This window comes from Pseudoalteromonas sp. T1lg75, assembly GCF_002964705.1.
Lineage (GTDB): Bacteria > Pseudomonadota > Gammaproteobacteria > Enterobacterales > Alteromonadaceae > Pseudoalteromonas.
In genome coordinates, this window is sequence record NZ_PQCD01000003.1 from 81,721 (window position 1) to 107,245 (window position 25,525).

Annotated in this window: 25 protein-coding genes; 10 read left to right on the forward strand and 15 right to left on the reverse strand. The window is 50.0% G+C overall.

Annotated elements, in window-relative coordinates; translation table 11 throughout:
* Nucleotides 1–5: 5 nt before the first annotated feature.
* A complete protein-coding gene (metB, locus tag C2M36_RS00375) occupies nt 6–1,166 on the reverse strand; it encodes a cystathionine gamma-synthase (RefSeq protein WP_105253236.1) in 1,161 nt (386 codons plus the stop codon).
* Between the two features lie 175 nt (nt 1,167–1,341).
* Here metB and metJ point away from each other — a divergent pair, with 175 nt between their 5' ends.
* Nucleotides 1,342–1,662 (forward strand): met regulon transcriptional regulator MetJ, encoded by a 321-nt coding sequence (gene metJ / locus C2M36_RS00380; RefSeq protein ID WP_105188540.1) that lies wholly within the window; start codon nt 1,342–1,344, stop codon nt 1,660–1,662.
* A gap of 226 nt (nt 1,663–1,888) precedes the next feature.
* Here metJ and C2M36_RS00385 read toward each other — a convergent pair whose 3' ends face one another.
* Together C2M36_RS00385 and rpmE are read right to left on the reverse strand one after the other, a co-directional pair.
* Nucleotides 1,889–3,136, reverse strand: coding sequence for a malic enzyme-like NAD(P)-binding protein (locus C2M36_RS00385; RefSeq protein ID WP_105253237.1), 1,248 nt, complete (start codon nt 3,134–3,136; stop codon nt 1,889–1,891).
* Nucleotides 3,137–3,661: 525 nt separating this feature from the next.
* Nucleotides 3,662–3,877, reverse strand: a complete 216-nt coding sequence (gene rpmE, locus C2M36_RS00390; protein WP_105253238.1) for a 50S ribosomal protein L31 — start codon at nt 3,875–3,877, stop codon at nt 3,662–3,664.
* 251 nt (nt 3,878–4,128) lie between these two features.
* Here rpmE and priA point away from each other — a divergent pair, with 251 nt between their 5' ends.
* From priA to C2M36_RS00415, 5 genes are all read left to right on the forward strand, one after another.
* A complete protein-coding gene (gene priA / locus C2M36_RS00395) occupies nt 4,129–6,327 on the forward strand; it encodes a primosomal protein N' (protein ID WP_105253239.1) in 2,199 nt (732 codons plus the stop codon).
* A gap of 19 nt (nt 6,328–6,346) precedes the next feature.
* Entirely contained in the window at nt 6,347–6,880 is a 534-nt protein-coding gene (locus C2M36_RS00400; protein ID WP_105253240.1) for an SPOR domain-containing protein, read from the forward strand.
* Nucleotides 6,881–7,176: 296 nt separating this feature from the next.
* Complete coding sequence (hslV, locus tag C2M36_RS00405) at nt 7,177–7,695, forward strand: ATP-dependent protease subunit HslV (RefSeq protein ID WP_105199337.1); 519 nt, start codon at nt 7,177–7,179, stop codon at nt 7,693–7,695.
* A gap of 13 nt (nt 7,696–7,708) precedes the next feature.
* Nucleotides 7,709–9,037 carry an HslU--HslV peptidase ATPase subunit gene (gene hslU / locus C2M36_RS00410; protein ID WP_105253241.1) on the forward strand — a complete coding sequence of 443 codons (1,329 nt, stop codon included), beginning with the start codon at nt 7,709–7,711 and terminating at the stop codon, nt 9,035–9,037.
* 37 nt (nt 9,038–9,074) lie between these two features.
* Nucleotides 9,075–9,449, forward strand: coding sequence for a gamma-butyrobetaine hydroxylase-like domain-containing protein (locus C2M36_RS00415; protein WP_105253242.1), 375 nt, complete (start codon nt 9,075–9,077; stop codon nt 9,447–9,449).
* A gap of 72 nt (nt 9,450–9,521) precedes the next feature.
* On the opposite strand, the gene C2M36_RS00420 is transcribed toward C2M36_RS00415, so the two are convergent.
* The 3 genes from C2M36_RS00420 to C2M36_RS00430 form a co-directional block, all read right to left on the reverse strand.
* The gene (locus tag C2M36_RS00420) at nt 9,522–11,402 is read right to left on the reverse strand and encodes a methyl-accepting chemotaxis protein (protein WP_105253243.1); all 1,881 of its coding nucleotides are present in this window, start codon (nt 11,400–11,402) and stop codon (nt 9,522–9,524) included.
* Nucleotides 11,403–11,539: 137 nt separating this feature from the next.
* Nucleotides 11,540–12,568: an MJ1255/VC2487 family glycosyltransferase gene (locus tag C2M36_RS00425; RefSeq protein ID WP_105253244.1), complete on the reverse strand. Its 1,029-nt coding sequence runs from the start codon at nt 12,566–12,568 to the stop codon at nt 11,540–11,542.
* A complete protein-coding gene (locus C2M36_RS00430; protein WP_105188550.1) occupies nt 12,565–13,089 on the reverse strand; it encodes a phosphatase PAP2 family protein in 525 nt (174 codons plus the stop codon). Before C2M36_RS00430 ends, C2M36_RS00425 begins: the two co-directional genes overlap by 4 nt.
* 187 nt (nt 13,090–13,276) lie before the next feature.
* Between C2M36_RS00430 and rraA the strand changes: the two genes are divergently transcribed.
* Both rraA and C2M36_RS00440 read left to right on the forward strand, forming a co-directional pair.
* Nucleotides 13,277–13,798 (forward strand): ribonuclease E activity regulator RraA, encoded by a 522-nt coding sequence (rraA, locus tag C2M36_RS00435; RefSeq protein ID WP_105188551.1) that lies wholly within the window; start codon nt 13,277–13,279, stop codon nt 13,796–13,798.
* Between the two features lie 8 nt (nt 13,799–13,806).
* Complete coding sequence (locus C2M36_RS00440; RefSeq protein WP_105253245.1) at nt 13,807–14,859, forward strand: formimidoylglutamase; 1,053 nt, start codon at nt 13,807–13,809, stop codon at nt 14,857–14,859.
* Nucleotides 14,860–14,876: 17 nt separating this feature from the next.
* Here the strand turns inward: C2M36_RS00440 and C2M36_RS00445 are convergent, their stop codons facing one another.
* The 3 genes from C2M36_RS00445 to C2M36_RS00455 form a co-directional block, all read right to left on the reverse strand.
* Nucleotides 14,877–16,574, reverse strand: coding sequence for an EAL domain-containing protein (locus C2M36_RS00445; protein WP_105253246.1), 1,698 nt, complete (start codon nt 16,572–16,574; stop codon nt 14,877–14,879).
* Nucleotides 16,575–16,669: 95 nt separating this feature from the next.
* The gene (gene hutI, locus C2M36_RS00450) at nt 16,670–17,896 is read right to left on the reverse strand and encodes an imidazolonepropionase (RefSeq protein ID WP_105253247.1); all 1,227 of its coding nucleotides are present in this window, start codon (nt 17,894–17,896) and stop codon (nt 16,670–16,672) included.
* Nucleotides 17,897–18,045: 149 nt separating this feature from the next.
* A complete protein-coding gene (locus C2M36_RS00455; protein WP_105253248.1) occupies nt 18,046–18,807 on the reverse strand; it encodes an NAD(P)H-binding protein in 762 nt (253 codons plus the stop codon).
* A 166-nt stretch (nt 18,808–18,973) separates the two neighbouring features.
* On the opposite strand from C2M36_RS00455, the gene hemN reads away from it, so the two are divergent.
* The gene (gene hemN, locus C2M36_RS00460; protein ID WP_105253249.1) at nt 18,974–20,344 is read left to right on the forward strand and encodes an oxygen-independent coproporphyrinogen III oxidase; all 1,371 of its coding nucleotides are present in this window, start codon (nt 18,974–18,976) and stop codon (nt 20,342–20,344) included.
* 72 nt (nt 20,345–20,416) lie between these two features.
* Here hemN and C2M36_RS00465 read toward each other — a convergent pair whose 3' ends face one another.
* The 4 genes from C2M36_RS00465 to C2M36_RS00480 all read right to left on the reverse strand — a co-directional run bounded on the left by C2M36_RS00465 (nt 20,417) and on the right by C2M36_RS00480 (nt 23,360).
* Nucleotides 20,417–20,917 carry a DUF2489 domain-containing protein gene (locus C2M36_RS00465; protein WP_105253250.1) on the reverse strand — a complete coding sequence of 167 codons (501 nt, stop codon included), beginning with the start codon at nt 20,915–20,917 and terminating at the stop codon, nt 20,417–20,419.
* A complete protein-coding gene (gene yihI, locus C2M36_RS00470; protein WP_105253251.1) occupies nt 20,914–21,486 on the reverse strand; it encodes a Der GTPase-activating protein YihI in 573 nt (190 codons plus the stop codon). The genes C2M36_RS00465 and yihI overlap by 4 nt, the downstream gene beginning before the upstream one ends.
* 9 nt (nt 21,487–21,495) lie before the next feature.
* Complete coding sequence (locus C2M36_RS00475) at nt 21,496–22,152, reverse strand: class I SAM-dependent methyltransferase (RefSeq protein WP_105253252.1); 657 nt, start codon at nt 22,150–22,152, stop codon at nt 21,496–21,498.
* A gap of 575 nt (nt 22,153–22,727) precedes the next feature.
* The gene (locus tag C2M36_RS00480; protein WP_105253253.1) at nt 22,728–23,360 is read right to left on the reverse strand and encodes a c-type cytochrome; all 633 of its coding nucleotides are present in this window, start codon (nt 23,358–23,360) and stop codon (nt 22,728–22,730) included.
* A 255-nt stretch (nt 23,361–23,615) separates the two neighbouring features.
* On the opposite strand from C2M36_RS00480, the gene yihA reads away from it, so the two are divergent.
* Nucleotides 23,616–24,263 (forward strand): ribosome biogenesis GTP-binding protein YihA/YsxC, encoded by a 648-nt coding sequence (gene yihA, locus C2M36_RS00485; protein WP_105253254.1) that lies wholly within the window; start codon nt 23,616–23,618, stop codon nt 24,261–24,263.
* On the opposite strand, the gene C2M36_RS00490 is transcribed toward yihA, so the two are convergent.
* Together C2M36_RS00490 and C2M36_RS00495 are read right to left on the reverse strand one after the other, a co-directional pair.
* On the reverse strand, nt 24,221–24,778 hold the full coding sequence (locus C2M36_RS00490) for a DUF1285 domain-containing protein (RefSeq protein WP_105253255.1): 558 nt from the start codon (nt 24,776–24,778) through the stop codon (nt 24,221–24,223). The two genes, yihA and C2M36_RS00490, sit on opposite strands and share 43 nt — an antisense overlap.
* Nucleotides 24,765–25,352, reverse strand: a complete 588-nt coding sequence (locus C2M36_RS00495) for a YceI family protein (protein ID WP_105253256.1) — start codon at nt 25,350–25,352, stop codon at nt 24,765–24,767. The genes C2M36_RS00490 and C2M36_RS00495 overlap by 14 nt, the downstream gene beginning before the upstream one ends.
* Nucleotides 25,353–25,525 lie beyond the last annotated feature (173 nt).

A 25,525-nucleotide genomic window follows, 5' to 3' on the forward strand; every position in this document is an offset into this window, starting at 1 on the left:
CCCGCCTAGCTTTGTTGAAGTTGTGCAAAGGCACGTTCAAGGTCGGCTATCAAATCTTCTTTATCTTCGATGCCGACTGAAATACGGATCAGGGTGTCTCCGACCCCAGCCACTAAGCGCGCTTCCTTGTCCATGCCCGCATGGGTCATGGTCGACGGGTGACAAATTAAACTCTCAACTCCACCCAGGGATTCCGCCAGAGTGAATTGCTGCACCGAGGTTAAAAACTTGGCACTGTCCTTTAACTCGCCCTTGATATCAAAACTCACCATGCCACCAAAACCACTTTGCTGTGCTTTGGCCAACTCATGCTGTGGGTGGCAGGCCAAGCCGGGATAATAGACCTTTTCCACGCTGGGGTGCTGCTGTAAGTATTCGGCGATGGCCTGCGCGTTTTCCTCATGCTGGCGCAGGCGGACTTTGAGGGTACGCAGCCCACGCAAGGTCAGGTAGCTATCGAATGGCGCGCCGGTAATGCCAATATTATTCGCCCACCAGGCCAACTCTTCGCCAAGCTCCGCAGTTTTGCAAACCACGGCACCACCCACCACATCGGAGTGACCGTTAATGTACTTAGTCGTTGAATGCACCACGATATCGCAACCCAATGCCAGTGGGTTTTGCAACGCCGGCGATAAAAAGGTGTTATCCGCCGCCACCAGGGCTCCTACTTGAGCCGCGGCCGCGCACACTGCCTTAATATCGGTCAAGCGTAAAATTGGGTTACTCGGGGTTTCAACCCATACCAATTTTGGTTTAGCAGCGATCAGTTGCTGATAGCACTGAGCGTCGGTGAAATTCACCACCTTCACCTGCAACAAACCACGCTTTGCAAGCGAGGTAAATAATCGATAGCTGCCGCCATAACAGTCATGGGGGATCACCAGGGTATCTTCGGGTGTCAGCAGTTGCGTTACCAGGTGCACCGCCGCCATGCCGGTAGCGGTAATGATGCCGCGGGCGCCGCCTTCTAGCTCGGCCAAAGTCTCTGCGAGAATATCGCGATTGGGATTTCCGCTGCGGCCATAGTCATATTGTCGCTTGGTATCAAAGTCGGCGAAAGAATAGGTGGTGGATAGATAAATTGGGGGCACAACTGCGCCATGGTGCTGATCGGCATCAATGCCATGGCGCACCGCTATGGTCTGTTTATTTAGCTTAGGCATAGTGCCTCCAATTGAAATAGATGTTTAGACGTCCAAAAGGTTAAAATATCCCGATATAGATGTCAAAACATTTATACGTCTAAATAGCTATATGAGGAATATTTGACTATCCTTTCCAACACGATAAAATTTCGGCCTTATTGATGCCTAAGTGACCAAAAACAAGACGCAAATTATGGCCAAGTGGAATGGTGAGTATATTCACCCTTATGCGGAACACGGTAAGAAAGCCCAACAGGTAAAGAAAATTACCGTTTCAATCCCGCTCAACGTTTTAAAAGTATTAACAGACGAACGCACCCGACGCCAGGTGAACAACCTGCGTCATGCCACCAACAGTGAATTGCTCTGTGAAGCGTTTTTACACGCCTTTACCGGACAGCCGCTGCCCAGCGATGAAGACTTACGTAAGGATAATCCGGAAAAAGTGCCGCAAGAAGTGCGTAAGATCATGGCGGAAATGGGGTTAGAGATCCCGGAAATCGGTGACGATTAATGTTTCCAAACACATAAAAAAAGCCCCAAGCATAACTTGGGGCTTTTTTTGGAGACAAATAATACCAATTCTTTTAAGTATGTGATCAGATATAGCGCTGGATAAATGATGTGCTAACAAGGCGGAATTTTTCTTATGTAGCTATTCTACATAGAAAAACTCCAACGCCGTGAGCATGATATTTAGCCCGCTAGAATGATCAGCTATTTAACTGAGTTGGTATAAATTACTTATCGTTCATGTAATCCGCTGGCAACTCAATTTGCGCCACACCAGATGCCACAGCCGCTTCGGCTACCGCCTTAGCAACACGAGGCAATAAACGCGGGTCCATAGGCTTAGGAATAATGTACTGTGGGCCAAACTCTAACTCGGTAACACCCGATGCCGTTAACACCTCTTGCGGTACCGGCTCTTTAGCGATACTACGAATGGCCTCAACCGCAGCGATCTTCATTTCATCGTTAATGGCCGTTGCGCGCACATCCAGGGCACCGCGGAAAATAAATGGGAAACACAATACATTGTTTACCTGGTTCGGGTAATCAGAACGACCCGTTGCCATGATCAAATCTTGGCGTGCAGCATGTGCTACTTCCGGCTTAATTTCCGGATCCGGGTTTGAACAGGCAAAGACCACGGGCTTGTCGGCCATCAGCTTTAACTCTTCGGCTGAAAGCAGATCCGGGCCAGATACACCCACAAATACGTCGGCATCGGCAATCACGTCTTGCAGGGTACGCTTGTCCGTGTTGTTCGCAAATAACTGCTTGTATTCGTTCAGGTCGTCACGACGTGTGTGGATAACGCCTTTACGGTCAAGCATATAAATGTGTTCGCGCTGAGCGCCACATTTAATTAAAAGTTCCATACAGGCTACCGCCGCCGCACCGGCACCTAAACACACGATCAATGCGTCGCTGATATCTTTACCCTGAATCTCAAGGGCATTAAGCATACCCGCCGCGGTTACGATCGCGGTACCGTGTTGGTCATCGTGGAAAACTGGCACGTTACAACGCTCGATCAACGCTTTTTCAATTTCAAAACACTCAGGTGCTTTGATGTCTTCCAGGTTGATACCGCCGAAAGTATCGGCAATGTTTTCCACCGTGTTGATAAAGTCTTCCGTAGTACGGTGTTTTACTTCGATATCGATCGAATCAAGGCCGGCGAAGCGCTTGAACAATAACGCCTTACCTTCCATCACAGGTTTTGATGCCAATGGACCTAAATTACCCAAGCCTAAAATTGCTGTACCGTTAGAAATAACCGCAACCATGTTGCCCTTCGCGGTGTACTTATATGCGTTGTTGGCGTCGGCGGCAATTTCGCGTACCGGCTCGGCCACACCTGGGCTATAGGCCAAAGCGAGGTCATTAACCGTTTCCGCACTTTTAGTCAGCTCAACGCTGATTTTGCCAGGAACGGGAAGAGCGTGATAATCGAGAGCTTGTTGACGAAAGTCTGACATGAAAAAGTATCCTGCTAGAAATGTTGGTGAGAGTTCAGGTATCAGGCAAACAATACTGCTTTTCCAGCTATATTCCAAGCAATATCAGGTCTATCCTGTTGTGCGAAATTAAGCGGTTTTAGCATCATGTTCCCGGTTAATTATTTTAATTTCCCCCAGCATGAGCGACATTCCCATGCCTGTACGGGGTCAAAAAAAGCAATTAAAGCTGCGTAAATCATAACTAAAGATATAAAAAACACAACCGATATAACAATAAAGAATAAAAGATAGACTCACGTGCTATTTTCAAGAAATAAAAGCATATCGCTTCATTTTCTCTTCATTTAACCGAATTGTTTATAGTTTTATAAATACTATGGGGGACAAAAAAAGCCAAGTGACCTGCATCAATACCGGGAATGGATATCACCAATTGTGTTCGGGAAGTGGGAGAAGGTTGTCTAGCAAGACATAAAGCCAACATGCCTGACTAATGGGCACAAAAAAAGCACCCGAAGGTGCTTTTTTCTAATAAGCAATGAATTACTTCTTGCTGCTAAGCGCACCGAAACGCTTATTGAAGCGGTCAACACGACCACCTGTGTCAAGAATCTTCTGCTTACCAGTGTAGAAAGGGTGACACTCTGAACATACGTCAAGGTGAATGTCTTTACACAAAGTTGAACGAGTTTCGAACTTGTTGCCACAAGAGCACGTTGCTGTGATTGCTTCGTACTTAGGGTGGATACCTTCTTTCATGGGGATAACCTCTAAATAGGCCGTATCGCTCTCCAAACCCGTAGTTTGGCACCATACGCGTTAGTTTCAATGTGCTAAGACCAGTAAAATTGTGCTCAGCACCCTTAAGGCCGCGTATTTTATTGAACTCCTGATTAATGTTCAAGCATTAATTGCCGCTATTCACCTCGCTATGAATTTAGTACATTAACAGCATGTCTAATGCTGTGAGTTTCCCCTTGTCGTCTTCACCGAGCACCCAACAAGTCAACATGTTACCTACCTTAGATGAATGCTATGTGGAAGTGGCCATTAAGGTGCCCTTGCACCGCAGTTTTGACTACCTGGTCAGCGACCCGGATCTGGCAGCCAACCTTAAACCGGGTATGCGGGTACTGGTGCCCTTTGCCAATCGTCAGGTGACCGCCCTGGTCTTAGCTCGCAAGACCCATTCCGAACTGCCAAAAGACAAGGTTAAGGCGATACTCAAGGTAATTGATAGTGCCCCGATTATCGATGCTACCCATCTGCAACTGCTGAAGTTTACCGCCCGTTATTATCACTATCCTCTCGGTGAGACTATTTTTACCGCCCTACCTAAGGCACTGCGCCAGGGTGACGACATTGATAAAACCAGCATTAACTATATTCAGCTCAGCGAGAAAGGCCGCGCCTTACCCACCCTCAGAGCAAAAAAACAGCAGGCGCTAATGTCGCAGTTAGCACAGTCCGGTAAATCGCCGCTAACCGAGGTAAAAGCCCTGGGCTTTACCAAGGCCACAATCGATGCCCTAGTTAGTAAAGATCTTGCCGAGATCAGCATCGAGTTTTCCAGTCATTGGCGCGACAATGAAGTAAAAGTCGCGAGCAAGCCGCAATTAAATGCAGAGCAAGCAGTGGCGTGCAGTGCCATCAATCAAGCTTCCGGCTTTACCAGCTTTTTACTCGAGGGTGTCACCGGCAGCGGAAAAACCGAAGTCTACCTACAATGCTTGGAGGAAGTTATCAAGCGTGGCCAACAGGCACTGGTATTAGTGCCGGAAATTGGTCTGACGCCGCAAACGGTCAACCGCTTTCGCCGCCGCTTTCCCGAAACTCCGATTATGCTCTGGCACTCGGCGCTAACCGATAACGAACGGCTACAAACCTGGCGTTTTTGCCAAAAAGGCAGCTGTGCCATCGTCATAGGCACCCGCTCGGCCATCTTTATGCCCTTTTTATCCTTGGGTATGATCATAGTGGATGAGGAGCACGACGCCTCCTTTAAGCAGCAAGACAGTCTGCGCTACCATGCTCGCGATCTCAGCGCTTACCGTGCTCAACAGCACAATATACCCCTGGTACTAGGCAGCGCCACACCGGCGCTGGAAACCCTTCATCGGGCGATTGAGGGCAAATATCATTTGCTGTCACTCACTCAACGGGCACAAACCAGCAGCGATAATCATTATGAGCTGGTCGACATCAAGGGTCAGTATCTGCAGGCGGGCTTAAGCCATGCCAGCCTTGCCTATATGCAAAGAGAGCTGAGTCGCCATAAGCAGGTCATGGTGTTTCTTAACCGCCGCGGCTTTTCACCTTCGCTTATCTGTCACGAGTGTGGCTGGCTCAGCGACTGCCCACGTTGCAGTACCAGTGCCACCTATCATAAGTCCATGCGCCGCCTGGTATGCCACCACTGCGGCGAGCAAACGGCACCGCCAATGCAGTGCCCGGATTGTGGCAGCACACAGATACACCCGGTCGGTCTTGGCACGGAGCAGTTGGAAGAAGCATTAAGCACACAATTCCCCGACACGCCCATCAGCCGTATTGATAGAGATTCGACCCGTAAAAAAGGCAGTTTAGAAGAAGAACTAGAGCGCATTAACCAAGGCGGTGCCCGCATTTTAGTGGGCACGCAAATGCTCGCCAAGGGCCACCACTTTGCCGATGTCAGCCTGGTGATTATCCTGGACGTGGACGCCGGACTACACTCCTGTGATTTTCGTGCCACCGAGCATCTGGCGCAATTACTGACCCAGGTAGCCGGACGCGCCGGCAGAAGCGGTGAGCCGGGCACCGTTTTATTACAAACCCACTTTCCCGAGCATCCGCTGTTGCAGGACCTGGTCAATAATGGCTATCAGCATTTTGCCCGCTACGCCCTGCAGGAACGCCAGGAAACTGAGCTGCCACCTTATAGTCATTTGGCCTTAATACGCGCCGAAGCCCACGATTTATCGCTAGTGCTTCGTTTTTTAACGGATTTAGTTCCCGCAACCCACATCCCTAAGATACAATTACTGGGACCGATACCCGCCCCAATGGAACGCGTTGCTGGTAAATTTAGATACCAGTTGCATATCCAGGGTGCAGATAGAAGCGCGTTACACGACTTTGTGGCACAACTTATCGACTACTTAGGCACGCATAAGTTGGCGCAAAAGGTGCGCTGGAATTTAGACATAGACCCCATCGATATGATGTAAAGAGAATCGACACACAGGTATGGCTCAACACGACTACATAAATCGCAAAAGACCCCAACGCGGCGCAAAGAAAAAGGCTCCACCGAAAAAGAAGCTGCCTGTCTTGCTGATTATCGCCGCCATTATTTTGTGCGCGGGCTTTGGTTATGGCCTGTGGTATATCAAAAATAATGCCGATCCGGATGCCGTCGAACAGGTAAAACAGCCGCCCAAGCAAGAACAGAAGCCGGTGATCCACAAACCCGAAACACCGGAGTTTATCAACGAGATAAAACAGGCCGAGATCGAGGTGGAGGTCAAAGAGGTTGAGCAAAAAGGCCCTTACGTTATGCAGTGCGGTTCATTTAGAACCTATGCCCAGGCAGAAACCCTAAAGGCAAAAATAGCCTTTACCGGCCTGGTAGCAGAGATCCGTCGCACCGAAGGCAGTAACGGCGTATGGTATAAGGTCCGCTTAGGTCCTTACCCTACCAAACGTGGTGCCGAAAGCGATAAAAACAAACTCAAACGCCAAGCCAAAATCATGGGCTGCGGCATCTGGCTGTGGCAGTAATACCAATTCTCTTAAATAGCTAATCATTCTAGCGGGCTAAATATCATGCTAACAGTGTTGAAATTTTTCTATGTAGAATAACTACATAAGAAAAATTTCGCCTTGTTATCATATCATTTATCCAGCGCTATATCTGATCACATACTTAACAGAATTGGTATAAGCCTCAGTCCCCACTAAAAACACAGCCAGTCTAAGGGGATTTCGCCTTATACCTTGAAATCCCCACACCACGCCCATATTACCTCGCTATTAGACTCAGCAAAGCCCAGTATGATTCAGGGCAAAGGATTCACATGACTACGATAGTTTCTGTACGCCGCGAAGGTAAAGTCGTTATCGGCGGCGACGGCCAGGTATCCCTTGGCAACACGGTAATGAAAGGCAATGCCCGTAAGGTACGCCGCTTATTTAACGGCAAGGTCATTGCTGGTTTTGCCGGTGGCACCGCCGACGCCTTCACCCTGTTTGAACGTTTCGAAGCCAAGCTAGAAATGTACCAGGGTAACCTGACCAAAGCGGCGGTAGAAATGGCCAAAGACTGGCGCAGCGACCGCGCCTTGAGACGGCTTGAAGCCTTATTGGCGGTGGCCGATGAAACCGCCTCATTGATCATTACCGGTAATGGCGATGTGGTCCAACCCGAGCACGACCTTATCGCTATCGGCAGCGGCGGCAACTTTGCCCAGGCAGCAGCCATTGCCCTGTTAGAGAATACCGAGCTATCAGCACGAGAAATCGTTGAAAAGAGCCTTAAGATAGCTGGCGACATTTGCGTATTCACTAACAACTTCCAAACCATTGAAGAATTGTAATTAAGGAGCAGCCATGTCAGCCATGACTCCCAGAGAAATCGTCCATGAACTTGATCAGCACATTATTGGTCAAGGCAATGCCAAAAAGGCCGTCGCTATCGCCCTAAGAAACCGCTGGCGCCGCATGCAGCTTGATGAAGCCCTGCGTCAGGAAGTGACCCCGAAAAATATTCTGATGATCGGCCCAACCGGTGTGGGTAAAACCGAAATCGCCCGCCGTTTGGCCAAGCTTGCCAACGCGCCCTTCTTAAAGGTGGAGGCCACCAAGTTCACCGAAGTGGGTTATGTGGGTAAGGAAGTTGAGACCATTATTCGCGACCTTGTAGAGATCGCCTTTAAAATGGTGCGTGACCAACAGGCTAAAAAGCACAGTTTCCGCGCCGAGGAAGCCGCCGAAGAGCGCATTCTCGATGCCCTATTACCACCGGCGAAAGACAGCTGGGGTGAAACACAGCCAAGCGAGAACAACTCGACACGTCAAGCATTCCGCAAGAAATTGCGCGAAGGTCAGCTAGACGACAAAGAAATCGAGATCGACATTGCCGAGCAAGGTGCCAACGTCGAGATCATGGCGCCTCCAGGCATGGAAGAGATGACCAATCAGCTGCAGAGCATGTTCCAAAACATGTCTGGCGGCAAAACGAAAAAGCGTAAGCTGAAAATCAAGGAAGCATTCAAACTTCTAGTAGAGGAAGAAGCTGCGAAATTGGTAAACCCGGAAGACGTGAAAGAGCTGGCCATCGATGCGGTTGAGCAAAACGGTATCGTCTTCCTGGACGAAATCGACAAGATCTGTAAACGCGGTGAAAGCAGTGGCCCGGATGTAAGCCGTGAAGGCGTGCAGCGCGACCTGCTGCCACTCATCGAGGGCTCTACGGTCAGCACCAAGTACGGCATGGTTAAAACCGACCATATCCTGTTTATTGCATCGGGTGCATTCCAAATGGCCAGACCGTCGGATCTGATCCCCGAGCTTCAAGGTCGTCTGCCGATTCGTGTCGAGCTTGATGCGCTCAGTGCTAACGACTTTAAGCGCATTCTCACCGAGCCTCATGCGTCATTAACGGAGCAACAAATCGCCTTGTTAAACACCGAAGAGGTGAGCGTCGAGTTTACCGATGACGCCATTGAGAGCATTGCCCAAGCGGCCTGGCAGGTTAATGAGAAGACCGAAAATATCGGCGCCCGTCGTCTGCATACGGTAATGGAGCGCTTGATGGAAGAGATCTCCTTCGAAGCCAGCGATAAGGCCGGTACCACCTTGGTGGTCGATGGTGATTACGTCAATCAGCATCTCGGCAACCTAGTTCAGGATGAAGACCTAAGTCGCTTTATTCTATAATTGAAGAGCCTTCGGGCTCTTTTTTATTGGAGCAAAGATGCTAGTTAGTAAATTACATTATCATCGCCGCACCAAGGTGCTGGATATTCACTTTGATAATGGCGAACAGGTAAGCCTAAGCGCCGAATTCTTGCGGGTGCATTCACCGTCTGCGGAGGTCCAAGGGCATCACCAGGGTCCACCCAAACTGGTTACCAATAAAAAAGCAGTGGCCATTAAGGAAATAGAGGCCGTTGGCCACTACGCGGTGCGCCTGCACTTTGATGATGGCCATCAAAGTGGTCTGTATAGCTTTGGTTATCTTGCCGAGCTTGGTGCTCATGCCGAGCAACTCTGGCAAAGCTATCTCGAGCGCGTAAAAGCGGCCAACGCTCAGCGCGATGCCAGTATCGCCATACGCGTCACTCCCTAAAGCCTCTTAATGGCGCTACAAATAGACAATAAAAAAGCCGCGGATGCGGCTTTTTTAAATTTTGCGCTGCGCTTAAACCTGATATTTGGCCACCGCTTCGCGTAATACCCTGGCCTGCTGCGCCACTTCTTCACTGGTGTGGGCATTGGTGCTGGCATGGCCGCTGGCCTGCTCGGCGATATCACGAATACGCACCACGTTTTGATTCACTTCCGATGCCACTTGCGATTGCTGCTCAATGGCCACCGCAATTTGTGTGCTCATTTCCATAATGGTTTCGATTTCCTGGGTGATATTACCCAACAGATCTCCGGCTCTTGAAGCCTGCTCGGCGCTCTCTCCGCCCTGCTCACGACAACGTTGCATAATGCTGACCACTTCCTGAGTACGCTGCTGCAAGGCCGAAATGATGTTCTCAATTTCCTGGGTTGAGTCCTGGGTGCGTTGCGCCAAGGAACGCACCTCATCGGCAACCACGGCAAAACCACGACCCTGCTCGCCGGCACGGGCCGCTTCAATGGCGGCATTGAGCGCCAACAGGTTGGTCTGCTCGGCAATACCGCGGATCACATCCAGCACCGAGCCTATGGTATCGGCATCCTTCTCCAACTGCCCCACCACCTGTGAAGCGCCACCCAGGGATTCAGACAGCTCGGCGATACGCGACACCGTTGAGTCCACTTCCTGACGGCCCTGAGCGGCATTGTCATTGGTGGTTTGTGCACGCATGGCAGCTTCTTCGGTATTACCGGAGATATCATGAATAGTGGCTTGCATCTCGGTGGCCGCGGTGGCCACCATGTCCGCTTCCTGCAGCTGCTCCTGTACCCCGGCGCTGGTTGAGGCCGTGGTATTGGCCAGCTCGGCTGTGGCCCCATTAAGGGTTTCCAGTGCGCTGTTAACATCGAATATCAAGCCGCGGAAATCCGAGGTCAAGGCATTGATATTATTACTTAACTCGGCAATCTCATCCTTGCCCTGCACGGGGATTTGCAGGCTTAAATCGCTTTCCTGACGAATACGGGCGATAGCCGCCACGGCACTGTTGATGGGCTGAATAATGGCGCGACTGGTCATCACCAGCAGCACGACGACCAGGAGTGCGGCTAAAACCAAGGTGGTGATCGCCACAGCCTGAGCCGAACGCATCCGCGTATCTATTTGCTCCTTGGTACTAAGCAGCACTTGAGTAGCAAGCTTATCGCTGGCTTCCACCGAGGCCAACAGCTGACCCAGGGCACCGCTTTCCAAGTTAAAACCCAGTGCTTGTTGTGCTTCCACTAACGCTTTGAATTTTAGGTGGTACTGATTCAGTAAAGCGGTTAGGCGCGATCGATAGTTGCTATCAAAGTCGGCACTGGCAATCAGCCCCTCTAAGCGGGCAAAGTGTTGCTCAAATTTGTCAAAATATTTGCTGTCCAGACGCAGCATAAAATCTTTTTCAGCGCGGCGCAGCTGTAGCATTAACGCTAACATTTCAAAGTTTTGCTGCTCTTTGAGAAGCTCTTCGACTTTATGTACGGCGCTGCGCAACTCGCCATAGAGGGCATCTTTAGGGTGCAAGCCAATAACACGTTGCAAGCTGACCACGTGCTCAAAGTCTTCCTTATAAATGCGGGCCTGCTCGGCAAACCTATCTATTTGCTGCGGCGCCACACCGAGGGCGACAAATTGGTCACGCAGCCGGGCAACTCGGTTTTCTAGGGCGCTATATTCATTGGCAAAGGATTCGAGGTCGGTTTCGCTTTTATAAAATAAGAAGTTTTTCTCGTACTTACGCATGGATAGCTCATGAACATTCAGCTCTTCGGCATTTTCCAAGGTGGCGTTTAACAGGCCCATAACCTGAGCTGTATACATGACCACGGCGAAGAGCACCAACAAAGCTGCTGCGACCACCGCGCCGTTAACCTGAAGGCGACGTTTGATCGTGAGCTTTTTCATAAAATTCATGGCTAATACCTTATTATTTTTTACGGCAGTATTTATCCGCGGATTCTAGCTAGCAACGGGGATACATCGCAATATCTTTGTCGCTTTAAGCCGTATTTGGGATAAAAACCGTACTAAATAACTAGCCAAAATTGATGTTAAAGCACTCCCTGCCAAAGTTGTTGATTTAGGCTTTGCCGATCCTGCCACTGCCCCGCCAGCAACCAGGAAATTAACGGCGCCGGATCATGGGGAAAATTGATGCGCTCTTTTTTGTCCATATTGAGCCAATCGTCGAGGGCATCCTGGTCAAGATAATGCATCACATGCGCCCGCTGCATATTTTGCAGGGTTAAGGCATTGGAATGTTGCTCAAACTGACCGTTAAGGGGTTTCAACAAGAGTTTTTTGCCCAAGGTTAGTGCTTCACTCGACAATTCAAAGCCGGCATTGGCAATAACGCCGCTGGCACTGGCCAAGTCCCGTAAAAAGCCCAGCCTGGAGGGTTTTCGTAAATGAATATGGGCCATGGACTGATCTTCCGCCTTGGGGTGGTAACAATAAAATTCCTTGCCGGGAAAGTCCTTCAGATAGGCAATAACCTCATCGAGATCTTCAAAGGGAAGATAAACCAGCACCTTGTTGTCGACATACTCGCTGTCGACCGGGCCGGCATGCTCGATAAAGGGTGGAATAATTGAATCATCAAAGGGTTGCCAATGCACACCCAGATAAACATCGGCGGGGGCAAAATTACGTATCATCGCCTTGGTCAGTATATTGTCTCCGGTCACCGGCACACTGGCCGAGAGGAATGCGGCCTGATGACTCATGCCCACCACCGGCACCTTTTGCCGCTTTGCCGCCCAGGCGGTAATGGGTTCAAAGTCGTTAATCACCAGATCATATTGCTTGAGGTGCAACTCGCGTATGTCTTTGAGTAGTTCACACACCTTGGCATTTTTCAGGGTTTTTAAACCATTAACACGGCCACGTTCGGTGACAAATGTTAAGCCCTGCCGGGTCTGGTAAGGACCAAACTCATGCATATCAAAATACTGGTCACGGCTGCGCCCGGAAAATAAATAATCCACTTCCACACCGGCCTTGGAAAATGCCTTTGCCATCACCCGAGCCCGGGTGGTGTGGCCGTTCCCTGTGCCTTGTACGCCATAAAGAATCTTCATAAAGTCCCTGTGATAAGTAATGCAAATACGGCACAACCGTAACCAAGTAACGAACCTAAAACGATGTCTAACGGATAATGCACTCCAAGCAACACCCGCGAGCAAGCCACGAGCGTCGCCCAACCATATAAGTATGGTGCAAGCTGCGGATAAAACTGGCCGACGATGACTGCAAACACCCAGGCCGCAGCACTGTGCCCCGAAGGCAAACTAAACTTATCGCTCGGACGAATATGGGCATAGCAGGTCAGCACATCACAGGGGCGTACACGTTGAAACAGGTTTTTGGTGAAAAAATAGATAGGCCGCTCGATGGCATAACCAAGCAATAACACCAGCAGCAGGGTGATCTGTTCGGGCGTGCTATATACCAACAAATAGAGTCCAAACAACGCATACAAAATGCCGTCACCGGAGCGTGACATCAAGCGAATGCCATGGTGCTGCCAGCGCCGATACCGAGCTCGAAACAACACCTTAAATAACGCCCGATCAAAGCGATCTAATTGCGCGAGTATCATGCTCTTTCGCCTGTGATATGTTCATTGTTTTGAATATAGTCAGCGAAAATAACAGTTACATGACGTTTTTTAGACAGTAATGTGTCCAGGGCCTGTGGTGCCTGGCACCTTTATATGTCAATACCTTAGCTTGCTAAGCCCCATAACCTAGGTATACTTGAGACAACAAAGTCTCTGGGAGAGTCCGATGGAATATAGTACCTCTGAACTGTGTGATCACTTTGCTGATGTAGTCGATGTACTCGAACCTATGTTCATTAATTTTGGTGGCCGTGGCGCTTTTTGTGGGCGCATCCGCACCATCAAGTGTTTTGAAAGCAACCAGCTCATTCGCGAAGTTTTGCAACAAGACGGTACCAATTCGGTACTCTTAGTCGATGGTGGCGGCTCAACTCGCCGCGCATTGATCGACATAGAACTGGCCGAGTTGGCGGTGGAAAACAACTGGGAAGGGATCATAGTGTATGGCGCCGTGCGTCATGTCGATGAACTCGAAGAGCTAGAGCTTGGCATTCAGGCCATTGCTTCGATTCCCGTTGCCGCCGACAACCTTGCCCCGGGCGAAGAAGGTATTCCGGTTAATTTCGCCGGCGTCTCCTTCTACGAAGACGATTTTCTGTACGCAGATAGCACCGGTATTATTATCTCCGCCGAAGAGCTTGAACTCGAATATGTCGAGGACGAAGAGCTGGTTGGCATAGAAGATTAATCACCGCTATGGAATATGCAGTTACTATCTATGACGAGCAGAGCATTGCCGATTTAGTCGCCGCCCGCAGCGCCGAGCAGCGAGTATTTCAGAGCATTGCCCTACTCGATACCGCGGTGGAATTTAGCCAGGCGCTAAAAGACGCCAAAGACTTTGGTATTCGCTATGTGATCGTCGGAATTCCCGAAGACATAGGCCCCCGAGCCAACTTAGGAAAAGGCGGAGCGGATCAGGGGTTTCGTGCCTTTTTGTCGAAGTTCCTCAATATCCCGGTGAATGAGTTTACCCCGGTGCAGGACGTCTTGTTACTTGGTGAGGTCGACTGTGCCGACTTACAACAGCAAAGTCAGGCGCTCGATAACGGCAACGCCGACGACTTGGCGCAATTACGCTCCTTATGCAGTGAGCTGGATCAGCGTATCGAACCGGTCATCGCCGCCATATTCGATGCCGGACTGACTCCCATAGTGATAGGTGGCGGCCACAACAATTGCTACCCACTGCTGGCGGCCAGCGCTAAACATTACAATACCGCAATTAATGCCATTAACCTTGACCCACACGGCGACTTCCGTGCTCTTGAGGGACGTCATAGCGGCAATGGTTTCCATTACGCGGCGGCGGCGGGCTATCTTAAACACTATCATGTAGTGGCACTGGATCAGCAAAAGAACAATGCCGCAATTTTAGCGGCCATGGCGCAACATCACAGCACCTATACCAGCTATCACAGCCTCAAGGTGTTGGCACAAACCTCGATTGTTGACAGTGTCAATGATGCCCTGGACAGCTTTACCCATCAGGCACCTTTAGCCATAGAGCTGGATATCGATGCCATTACCCTGGCACCGGCCAGCGCCTTAAATTATCGTGGTATGTCTTTGTCTGACGCCGAGCAATATGTCTATAACGCCACCTGCGATAGCGATGTGGCCTATTTGCATTTATGTGAGGCTGCCCCCAGTCAGGATCCCAATGGTCTTAACGCCGGCTTTAATGCCGCAGGACAATTGCTGAGCGCTCTGGTTATCGCCTTTTTACGCGCTCGCTACCACAACTAAACTATGGTTGAACGCCTCTACCAGGTAGGGGCGTTCTGCTGTTGTAACTTCTGCTGCCATTGTCGCGACCAGCTCAATAAGCCATCCGCCGGCAAAGGATGAGTAAATACATAACCCTGCGCCCCCTGCACATTAAACTCTTTCACATAGCTTAATTGCGTGCTGCTACCAACGCCCTGACAGATGACCTTGGCCTTAAGATGACGATGCATTTCGATTAATCCGTTTAACAGTGCCTTATTAGCACTGGTGTAGTCGACATCGGCCGTGAGGCTTGGATCGACTTTGACGTATTCGAGATTGATCTTCGGCAACTTTGCCAGGAATAGTGGTGTTTCACCCATGCCATCGAGACACAAATGAATCCCCTGCTGATGCAGGCGAGTTAATAGTGCGAGTCCACGTTTATCCAATGACATCAGCACCGAAAGCGGGCATTCGATAATCAAGTCTCCCGGCTTTAGGGTATGCTCACGCAGGATGCGGCCGGCAAACTCAACAAATTCATCGTGCAATATTTCCTCACCGAAAAGGTTGACGCTTACCGGCATGGCCAAGCCGTCCATCTTCAGCGCCATAGCCATTTCGGCGGCGCGCTCCAACACATGGAAGGCCAACTTATAACCGCGCCCCACGGCCCGTAAGTCATGAATAAAGTCTTTCGCTTCCACCACACCACGCTCAGGGTGCTGCCAACGCAAAAGTAACTCGGCATAAAGAGGCTTATTATCCTCCAGGCCAATGACCGGCTGGAAATACAAAGAAAAATCACGTTCAAAGTCCGCCGTGCTCAGCAAATGGAGTTGCTGCTGATGGGCTGCGGCTTGCTGCTCGAGAGCATCATTATAATGGCAGATACGCTGCTGCGGATGATACTCGATGGCTTTGTAGCCCTGTTGTAATAACTCATCCAAAGAGGTTTCACCGGCCATCCCTGTACTAAGCGCAATATGCGGTTTCAGTTCCACCACCCCGTGACGAGAATTAAACGGCTTTTGCAGTACTTCGGTAATATCCTCGGCTAGACGCTCATGACAGTGGCTGTCTGGGCTGATATCTATGACCAGACCGTAACACAGAGGGGCAACCTGAAAGACTTCAACGGCAAACTGCTGACGCTTCTGCAGGTTCAACACGGTTGGCTGAGCCGCCACCTGATTAATGCGGGCCAGACTTTGCATCAGTACCAATTCGGCAAATTCCTGACCGAGTGAGCGGTTTAGCTGCTCGTACCCTTCCACCTGCAACAAGAGTAAGGCAACCTGATGATTATGCTCCTGACGCCATAGGTTGTACTGAGTGACCGCCTGACCCCAAGAGATAACGGGCAGGCTGCGGGCGTTGAGTTCATTATGCTGAGCCTGTAACAGCTGCTCATCGTCGTTGCCTTCAAGCTCCATAAAGGCCATGACTTGCAACACTAACGGCAGAATACACAGCCAGGCGAAGTGCAAAGGCAACACCAGGTTCAGAGCAACAACCAATAGTTGCAGAGCCACCAAGGCGCCGCGGGCAATCACCATTTGGCGGCCTTGATGGCGATAGAACAGCCACCAACGCGCGGCAAAGGCCACAACTAAAATCCCGCTGGCGACGTGCCATTGGCCACCAACGTAGGCTAATCCTGCAAGCGAATAACACATCGCACTGATGCCGTCTTTACGTTCGCTGAGCAAGACCACGCTGATCAGCAATGCCTTATAAATAAGCCGCAAATAAAGGCACCAAGGTGAATACTGGTTATCATAGTTTTTATAATCATTGTGTGAGTGGCTGAGAGCCCAGCCACTTAGGATTTAGTCACACATGATCAAAAAGCCTTACTTAATGCACCCTGAATCCAAAGCTTTTTCAAGGGTTCGGTGCCGAATTCATAGCTTAATTGCGACGGGTGTTCGATGTCCCATAAAGCGATGTCGGCACGCATGTTGGTAGCAAGCTGACCGCGGTCATTCAGGCCCAAAGCCTTGGCGGCATAACGGGTCACCCCAAGCAGGCTTTGCCCCGGCGTTAAACGGAATAAGGTACAGGCCATATTCATCATTAATTGAATGGAACACAGCGGTGAGGTACCCGGGTTGAAGTCGGTGGCAATAGCAATGGGCACCTCATAGCGCTGCAATAGCTCGATAGGTGGATACTTGGTCTCGCGCAGATAGTAAAAGGCGCCAGGCAGCAATACAGCGACCATGTCAGCATCCTTCATGGCCTTTACACCGGCTTCATCAAGGTGCTCCAGGTGATCCGCCGACAGCGCCTGATAGCGGGCAGCCAATTCTGTGCCATGCATGTTAGAAAGCTGCTCGGCGTGTAACTTAACATTGAAGCCCAGCTCCTTGGCGCGCTTAAACACACGCTCGGTTTGTGCCTGACTAAAGCCGACATTTTCACAAAACACATCAACTGCGGTAGCTAATTTTTTCTGGGCTACGGCCGGCAGCATTTGCTCGCATACCAGGTCGATATAACCATCGGCATCGCCCTTGTACTCTGGTGGCAGGGCGTGGGCGCCCAAGAAGGTGCTTTCGATATGCAGTGGGTGATGCTCATTCAGTAACGCCGCCACTTCCAGCAACTTAATTTCGCTGGCTAAATCCAAGCCGTAGCCCGACTTGGTTTCCACCGTGGTCACACCTTCACGCATCAGGGCGTCAAGACGCTGCTTGGCCTTAGTAAAAAGCTCTTCTGGTTCGGCAGCACGCGTTGCTCGTACCGTGGTGGCAATTCCGCCGCCTTGTTGGGCAATGCTTTCATAGCTTTCGCCCTGCAAACGACGCTCAAACTCTTGTGAGCGATTACCACCAAAAACAATATGGGTGTGGCAGTCCACCAACCCAGGAGTCAGCCAGGCACCGCCAGCGGAATAGACGGGTAATGACAATAGATCCACCTCAGGCATCTCTGCCATGGGTCCCACCCAAGCGATTTTATCGCCGCTTAGCAATACAGCGCCGTTTTCGATAATACCGTAGTCATCGTTGGCGGTCGCAACCATGGTTGCGATATTGGCATCAATAATAACCTGATCAATGTGCATGCTGTTCTCCAAAATAAGCCCTACTTGTATAGACAAGAAATTATGCGCCATGTTACACACGGCCAGTGGGCAGCGCAAAATTTATCACCCATGAGAAAAACACCCATTCGCCGCGAGTGTTAAGTTAACTGTGCAGTAATCTTTGCGCTTTAAATATCATGGCCGTAGGTAAAACCAAGTTCCTCGATGGCACCGCCGTTAATGACCCGAGCCACCGGCTGCTCGGCACTAAATTGGGGGACCTGGGTTCCCCTTCGCTGACAATGCACTTGGTAGTAGTTCTGTTTAGACGGGTGGCTCGGATGAACCAGGTTGTAAATGGGTTGCGCCTGCGGGTAGTGTTGAATCAAGGTCAGGATACCGGCTATCACATCATCGCGATGCACCATATTCACCTTATCCTCCGGGTGCGAGGATAGGGTTTTACCGGCAACAAAGCGACCCGGCTCACGGTTAGGCCCGACCAAGCCGCCTAAGCGCAGCACCTTAGCTCCGGCAGCCAGCGTCGTTTGTTCCGCCTGAGCGAGACGCTGTTGCCGCGCCGTTGCTAAGCTCAAAGCACTGCGCTCATCGTACTGACCGCTTTGCTGATCATAAATCCCGGTACTGGAGCACAGCACAAAGCCTTTACCATTGAGCTGCTGATATAAAGCCAGGGCATGCTCCAGGCTTTGCTGATAGTTACTTGGTTGACGTCTGGCGCCTGGGCTCATGGCACACACCCAATAGGCATCCGTCAGGGACACATTGTGCACAAGCGTACCCTCGTCTTGCAGTGCAAATTGGCGCTCATGGGCTTGCGTTCCCTGCTCTCGATGCGTTGCCTCTACCTGCCAGCCCTGGGTCAAAGCCTCTTGCGCCAGAGCCTCGCCAAGCCAACCGGCGCCGATGATTACTAGTTTCTTATCCATTTATTCGCTCACCCTTGTCGTGCACTGCATCAGTTCTGAGATTAAGCTCATCATACTATTGCCGCCCCAAACCGAACAAGCACCGCAATTATTGCTGCAGATCAACACCCCACCCGAGACTTTTATTTACACTGCTTCTTATCATTAACCAAAGTAGATATGCGTCGTGATCAAACAAGTGCAGTGGCAAAGTAAGCTAATCAACAAATATAACGTCTCAGGGCCAAGATACACCTCTTACCCAACGGCTTTACAGCTGGAGTCCGGAGCCAATACACAAACCCTGGTGCGGGCTATAGAGCAGTGCCCAAGCGGTGGGCTGTCCTTGTATATTCATATCCCCTTCTGCCATCAGCTGTGCTACTACTGCGGCTGTAATAAGGTGGTCACCCGCCATCAGCATAAGGCCGACCTGTATCTGGATTATCTGAGCAAGGAAATGGCCTTGCTGAGCACGCATTGTCAGCACCTGGAGGTGCAACAGTTGCATTTAGGCGGCGGTACACCCACCTTCTTAGATAAAGCACAAATGGCCCGCTTGATGGCGATGCTGGAGCAATACTTCACCTTGGCCGGGGATGGCGAGCGCAGCATAGAAGTTGACCCGAGGGATCTCGCCCTTGAGCGGATCGATGAATTACAGCAACTGGGGTTCAATCGCATTTCCTTCGGAGTTCAGGATTTCAATGATGAGGTGCAACTGGCGGTCAACCGCCCGCAATGTGCCAATGAGGTCGAAGCCCTGGTGCGCCGCGCCAAAGAGGTGGGCTTTAATTCGGTTAATGTGGATATGATCTATGGCCTGCCGCTGCAAACTCCCGAATCTTTTGCCGTCTCCATCGAGCGCTTATTGGCTATCGGCCCGGATCGGGTGTCGGTATTTAACTATGCGCACCTGCCGAGCCGTTTTGCCGCCCAGCGTAAGATTAAAGATGCCGACTTGCCCAGTGCCGCGGCCAAGCTGACCATGTTTAAACAAACCCTGGAGCGCATGATAGCGGCAGACTACCAGTTTATCGGCATGGATCACTTCGCCAAAAAGGATGATGAACTGGCCATCGCCCAGCGCGAGGGGCATCTGCATCGTAACTTCCAGGGTTATACCCTAGGTGGCGACCTGCCCTTGCTCGGCCTTGGGGTGTCGGCCATTTCGCAATTGCACGGGCATATCATCCAAAATCAAAAGGAGCTAAAAAGCTATTATGGGGCTTTGGAGCAAAATCAGTTGAGCGCCTGCAAGGAAATCCGCTTAACGGACGAAGACGAGTTAAGGGCGGCGGTGATCAAGCAGTTAATCTGTCACTTTGAGCTCGATATGGCGGCATTTTCACAGCGCTACAAATTCGACTTTAAACAGCACTTTGCCGCTGAGTTAGCGCAACTACAGGGCTTTATCGACGATGATATGCTAACTATCAAGGACGACATTATCAGCATTAACGCCTCCGGCGTGCTCTTTATTCGCATCATCTGCATGTGTTTTGATGCTTACCTGCAAAGCCAGCTCAATCAGCAGCGTTTCTCTCGGGTTATCTGAAAACGCTAGACAGCAAAAAGCCGCCAACAGGCGGCTTTTTTGTGGATATACATGCCGGTTAGGCGTAAATAGCTACATAAATACGTGTTTGCTATTTGGGTCTGCATCAAAATGCATGACCAGCTTTTCGCTATCGGCCAGGATTTGCTCTTCAAGCTCCTGCTCTTTGCGCCAACGGGCACTGTCTTGCTTAAAGATTTCCTTTTTCGAATACTTCTTGCGTGCATCATGAGTCGGCAGGTCTTTGACCGCCTCATACATGGCAAACACACCCGGGTATTCCACTTCCAAGTTCAGCTCTTGCGCACAGCTGTGCTGGCTCATCAATACCCATACTCGCAAACAGCCCTCGGAGTATTCGCACTGACCCTCTTTCATGGCCTTGGCGATCAGGTTAATGCTATCGCTCAGTTTGGCGTTACGGGCGGCACGTTTTTGCGCATATTCTGCCTGCTGTTTTGCCAAACGCTGGTTTTGCTCACGTACCTGCCACAATAAGCGGCCTGCATAAAATGCCAAGCCGGCAACGATCAAGGCACCAATAATTAGAGCTATGATCCACGGGCTAGTCATTTTTCATCCTCGTCATCAAGCCATTCATCGGCCAAAGAGTCATTCATATAGTCATCAAGCAGGTCTTCGTCGTCCTCGAAGTCGTCATCCAAACCGAGGATTTCACATAGCTGCTGATGGCGCTCAACCTTAGCATTAAAGTACTTGGCGTCTTTACCTTGCAAGATTTCGCCATTGTCGTGACGCTCGATTAGGGCCAATAGACGCTCATCGGACTCCAATTGCTCCAGCTCCTGCTCCGGCGTCAGCTCCGGTTCTTTATAGGTGCTCAGCACGGCTTGCGGTTTAAGGTCTTTGCGCACCTGCGGCTTTTGCGGCTGCGCCTTAACGGCCTCTGGGGTCAGGCTAACCGGCTTTTTACTGCCAACGCGATTATCTCCGCTGGCACTGCCCTTGGCTTCTGTGCTTTCCACCTTTAACAGCTGGGAGTTACGGTTACCCGCCTGGGCACCCTTGGTCTTTTTCTTGGCGCGCAGCTCTTTTAGCGCACGAAGCTCTCTCAATTTGTCTTTACTTAAGCGCGCGGTGCCATTGTTAATGACTTTGCGTGACTTTTTCTTTCTGGTCATAGCGTGTCTCTACGTTGCGGGCTTTGTTAAAAAAATGACATCGGCCGCGATAAATTCAAGGGTTAATCCAAAACGCTCGGCAATATAGGCAAAGGTTTCTTTGCTATAAAAGGCTATGTGCGTCGGATCATTTTTGTAGTGCCAAGTGGCAAAGCGTTGTACATCGATCACCAGTTTTGTCATTAACGCTAACGTCCCACCTGGGCGTAATAATTCTAGCCACACCTGCAATTGCTGTTGCGGTTGTGCTAGGTGCTCGATCACTTCGGTACTACAAACGAAGTCATAACGAGCCTGTAATACCTGTTGTTGAGGCTGGTAATACAGATCATACAAGGCCACGGTATGCCCTTGCTCTTGTAGCATGGTTGCCAACATGGGCGCAGGGCCACAGCCGAAGTCCAAACCTGAACTGGCCATCGTCAAACGCTCATTCAAGGGCGTAAAAATCCGTGTAAGAAAGCGACGGTAACCTTCATCATTGAGGTCATTCTCGTGCTGATCATAGATGGCTTTTTCATCGGCCGCACTTAGGTGCTGATACGCGGCCACAAACACTAAGGCGCAATCGGCACATTGCCAATAGTCGCGTACTTTATCTTGATGATAATGGCTGATTTGCGCACTGTCGCACAAGGGGCAGGAGATCGCTTTCATGGTGCGCATTGTAACAGGACAAATAAAAAGGCGGTAGAGCAAAACTCTACCGCCGGATAACTCGAGCGCCAACTACTATTGGACACTTCTCCCTTCGACTTTTTTATCAGTCTGTATTTATTATTTTTATTATTATTACTTTCCGTATTGTTGTTATTTTTCTTCCGTGTGGTGCTTTATTTTTCTCGGTCTTCCTAACGCTTTCTACTTCTTCCATGTGGTGCATCTTTCGATGCTCCCCTAGCGCACTAGCTTGTCGCGCTTCCTATGCTCTGATCCCTGTTGTAATTCTTTGTTGCGACAGCAGATAATTTACTGACTCATAAATTAGTTACAACTAATTTATAACTTTTTTATTAAAAAACACCTATTCAGTTATAGTTAACACTAGTCTTTTCATTAAGTTAGCATTAATTGACCATTTAATTTGAGCAATAACCCACATGCAACCATGGTCAATGTCTCACAAGCAAGTAAGACATATCCCTGCGTAAAAAGACCCGTAAAAAAAAGCAGCTAATGCTGCTTTTTTAAATACTTAACTAAGGTGTCGCCGTTCAGACGTCCACTCTAAGCAGAAACTCTTAGTGCAAGCCACCTAGGTACTTAGAAAGTACTTCAATGTCTTTATCCGTTAGCTTCATCGCGATATCACGCATCATGCCGTTGTGGTCGTTTGCACGCACACCGCTGCGGAATTTCTCAAGCTGACTCTTGATGTACTCAGGATGCTGGAAAGACACCTTAGGGAAACCTGCTAGTGAGGTACCGTTACCACGAGGACCGTGACACGCTGCACAGGCTGGAATACCGCGCTCGGCATCACCGGCTTTGTAAAGCTGTTGACCAACGGCCACTACGTCTTCAGGAGTCGAGCCTTCAGACATATGTAAAGATGAGAAGTAAGCAGCCAAGTCTTTCATGTCCTGATCGCTTAGCGGCATAGCCATACCGCTCATAACAGGATCCATACGACCCTCTTTGCCCCCAGTGCTCATGCCTAGCTTGAATTCTTTCAATTGCTTGTAGATATACTCGGCATGCTGACCTGCAATCTTAGGGTACATAGTGACAGGCGCGTTACCATCTGCGCCGTGACAAGCCGCACAAGTTGCCGATTTGTCTTTACCAGCGTTAATGTCGCCATCGAATGCTGCTGCGTTGTTTGCACTCAACACACCAACTAGCATAGTTAAAGATAGAGCTAATTTCTTCATGGTAAATTCTCTGTTCCAGACCCTGTATTCAAATACAATCGTTTCGATGCAATGGCACTATTCTACACGATAAAAATTTCTCTGGCACGTTTTCTACCCATATTAAACTTATAAAAAGCGGGGTTTTAAGGAAAAAAAGTGATGCAAACAGGATTTAAATCAATTTATCCTGCGCTTGGAGAGCCTTTAGGTTCAACCCAATCTGATATAAAATAGCCTTTAGATCAGTTTCGAGCCCCCACTTCAGGAGTCAATGTGGCCAAATCACGTGTCAACTACACAAAAGCGGAATTCATTACCAGTGCCCCGGATATTACAAAACTTCCGGAAGATACTGGTATCGAAATCGCGTTCGCTGGGCGCTCAAACGCCGGAAAATCAAGCTCGCTCAATACCCTCACCGAGCAAAAATTGGCGCGTACCAGTAAAACTCCTGGCCGTACCCAATTAATTAATGCCTTTGCCCTGGGTGAAGATCAGCGCTTGATCGACCTTCCCGGCTATGGCTTCGCCAAGGTGCCACTGGAAATGAAAAAGAAGTGGCAAAAATCGTTAGGCGAGTATCTGCAAAAACGCCAAAGCCTTAAAGGTCTGGTGGTACTGATGGATATTCGCCATCCATTAAAAGACTTGGATAGACAGCTTATCGAATGGGCCAGCGGCAGCGATATTCCGGTGTTGGCGCTACTCACCAAGGCCGATAAATTCAAACAGGGTAAGCGTAAATCCGAAGTACTTAAGGTGCGTCGAGAGCTGGCCGAAGTCTCCGAGTCTATCAAGGTACACGCCTTTTCTTCCCTCAAAGGCACCGGCTTGAACGAGCTGCAAAAACAGCTTGATGAATGGTTTTTGGGCCCGGTTCAGGTTAACCCGCCGAGCGAAAACGAAGCCGCTCCAGAGTAAATCACAAATTCCTGCTGCGTGGTCTCAACCAACTCCTGAGCCCACGCATAAAATACCGCCCGCGAAATCTTGGCCTCGACATTATGAGGCAACTGCAAATAAGGCACTTCCTGGCCTTGTGCATCTTTACGTACCAGCAAAGGGTGCGCTGCACCGACTATGAACTCACGGCCGATATTGTCACGGCAAATCACCAGCGGATGCTCGGCATCGTGCTCCGGCAACTCTTGCAGACGCCAATCTACGATCAGCAGGGGCGCATCGGCAACGCTGATGGCCATTTTTTCAACCGGTGTTTTTAAGTAATACTGACCCTGCTCGCGGCACAGCACCTTGGCAAAAAGTTGCACCAGAGGCAAACGCTTAATCGCACTGCCCTGGTGATGCCAAACACCATCGGCGCTAATATGAATGTCAATGGCGCCGCAATCCTGCGGCTGCCACTGCTCCATCGGCGCGCTTTGCTGTTCGATCAAGCGCGACAAGGAGGCTAAAGGATCGTTATTTTGACTCATTCAGGGTCAGCACAAAAGAGACTGGCACGGCGCGGGTAATGGATTTCAACCCGGCCACTTTTTGCAACTCGTCAATGCCCGAGGTCAGGGCAAAATCAGCAGGCTTTACCAATACCGGGGCCATTGAGCTTACCTGGATATTATTGTTTTTATCCAGGCTGGCCAGCAGATCGATATTAACGGTTTGCGTTTTCCCATGCAGGCTGACGGTCGCGTCCAGGTTTGCTTGTGCTCGCCCTTGTTGCTTAAGCTCGGCCAAAAGCGCTTTAACGTCCGCCTGCAAAGTTAATGCAGGAAACTCTACGGTGTTAAATAACATCTTCTGCATGCGTTCGTTACGAATAGGGATCTGCGTTTCCACGCTGGCCAGGTCTATGGTTAAATTAAACTCACCGGCGTCGCTCAACACCCCGGAAATCTGCTTAAAGTAATGATTTTCTGCTATTTGGTTATTCTTAACGGAAACAAAATTCACACGGCTTTGGTCATTGGCCACCTGCCAATCGGCATGAGCCTGAGCACCACCGAATAGCGCGGCGGAGAGCAAAAGTGTACGAGTAATCGAATTAAACATAACGCAGTTCCTTAATTAGCGAGATTGACCTAGGGTAAGTAGGATCCTAGAACTAGAGTGTAATTGAGATAACGGCGAAAGTTAATATAGGAAGAAAAAGCCGGCTTACCAATTAGCAAGCCGGTTATAGCAATCTGGGGAGAAGCTATCAATACGCTGTACCATCGCTAGGC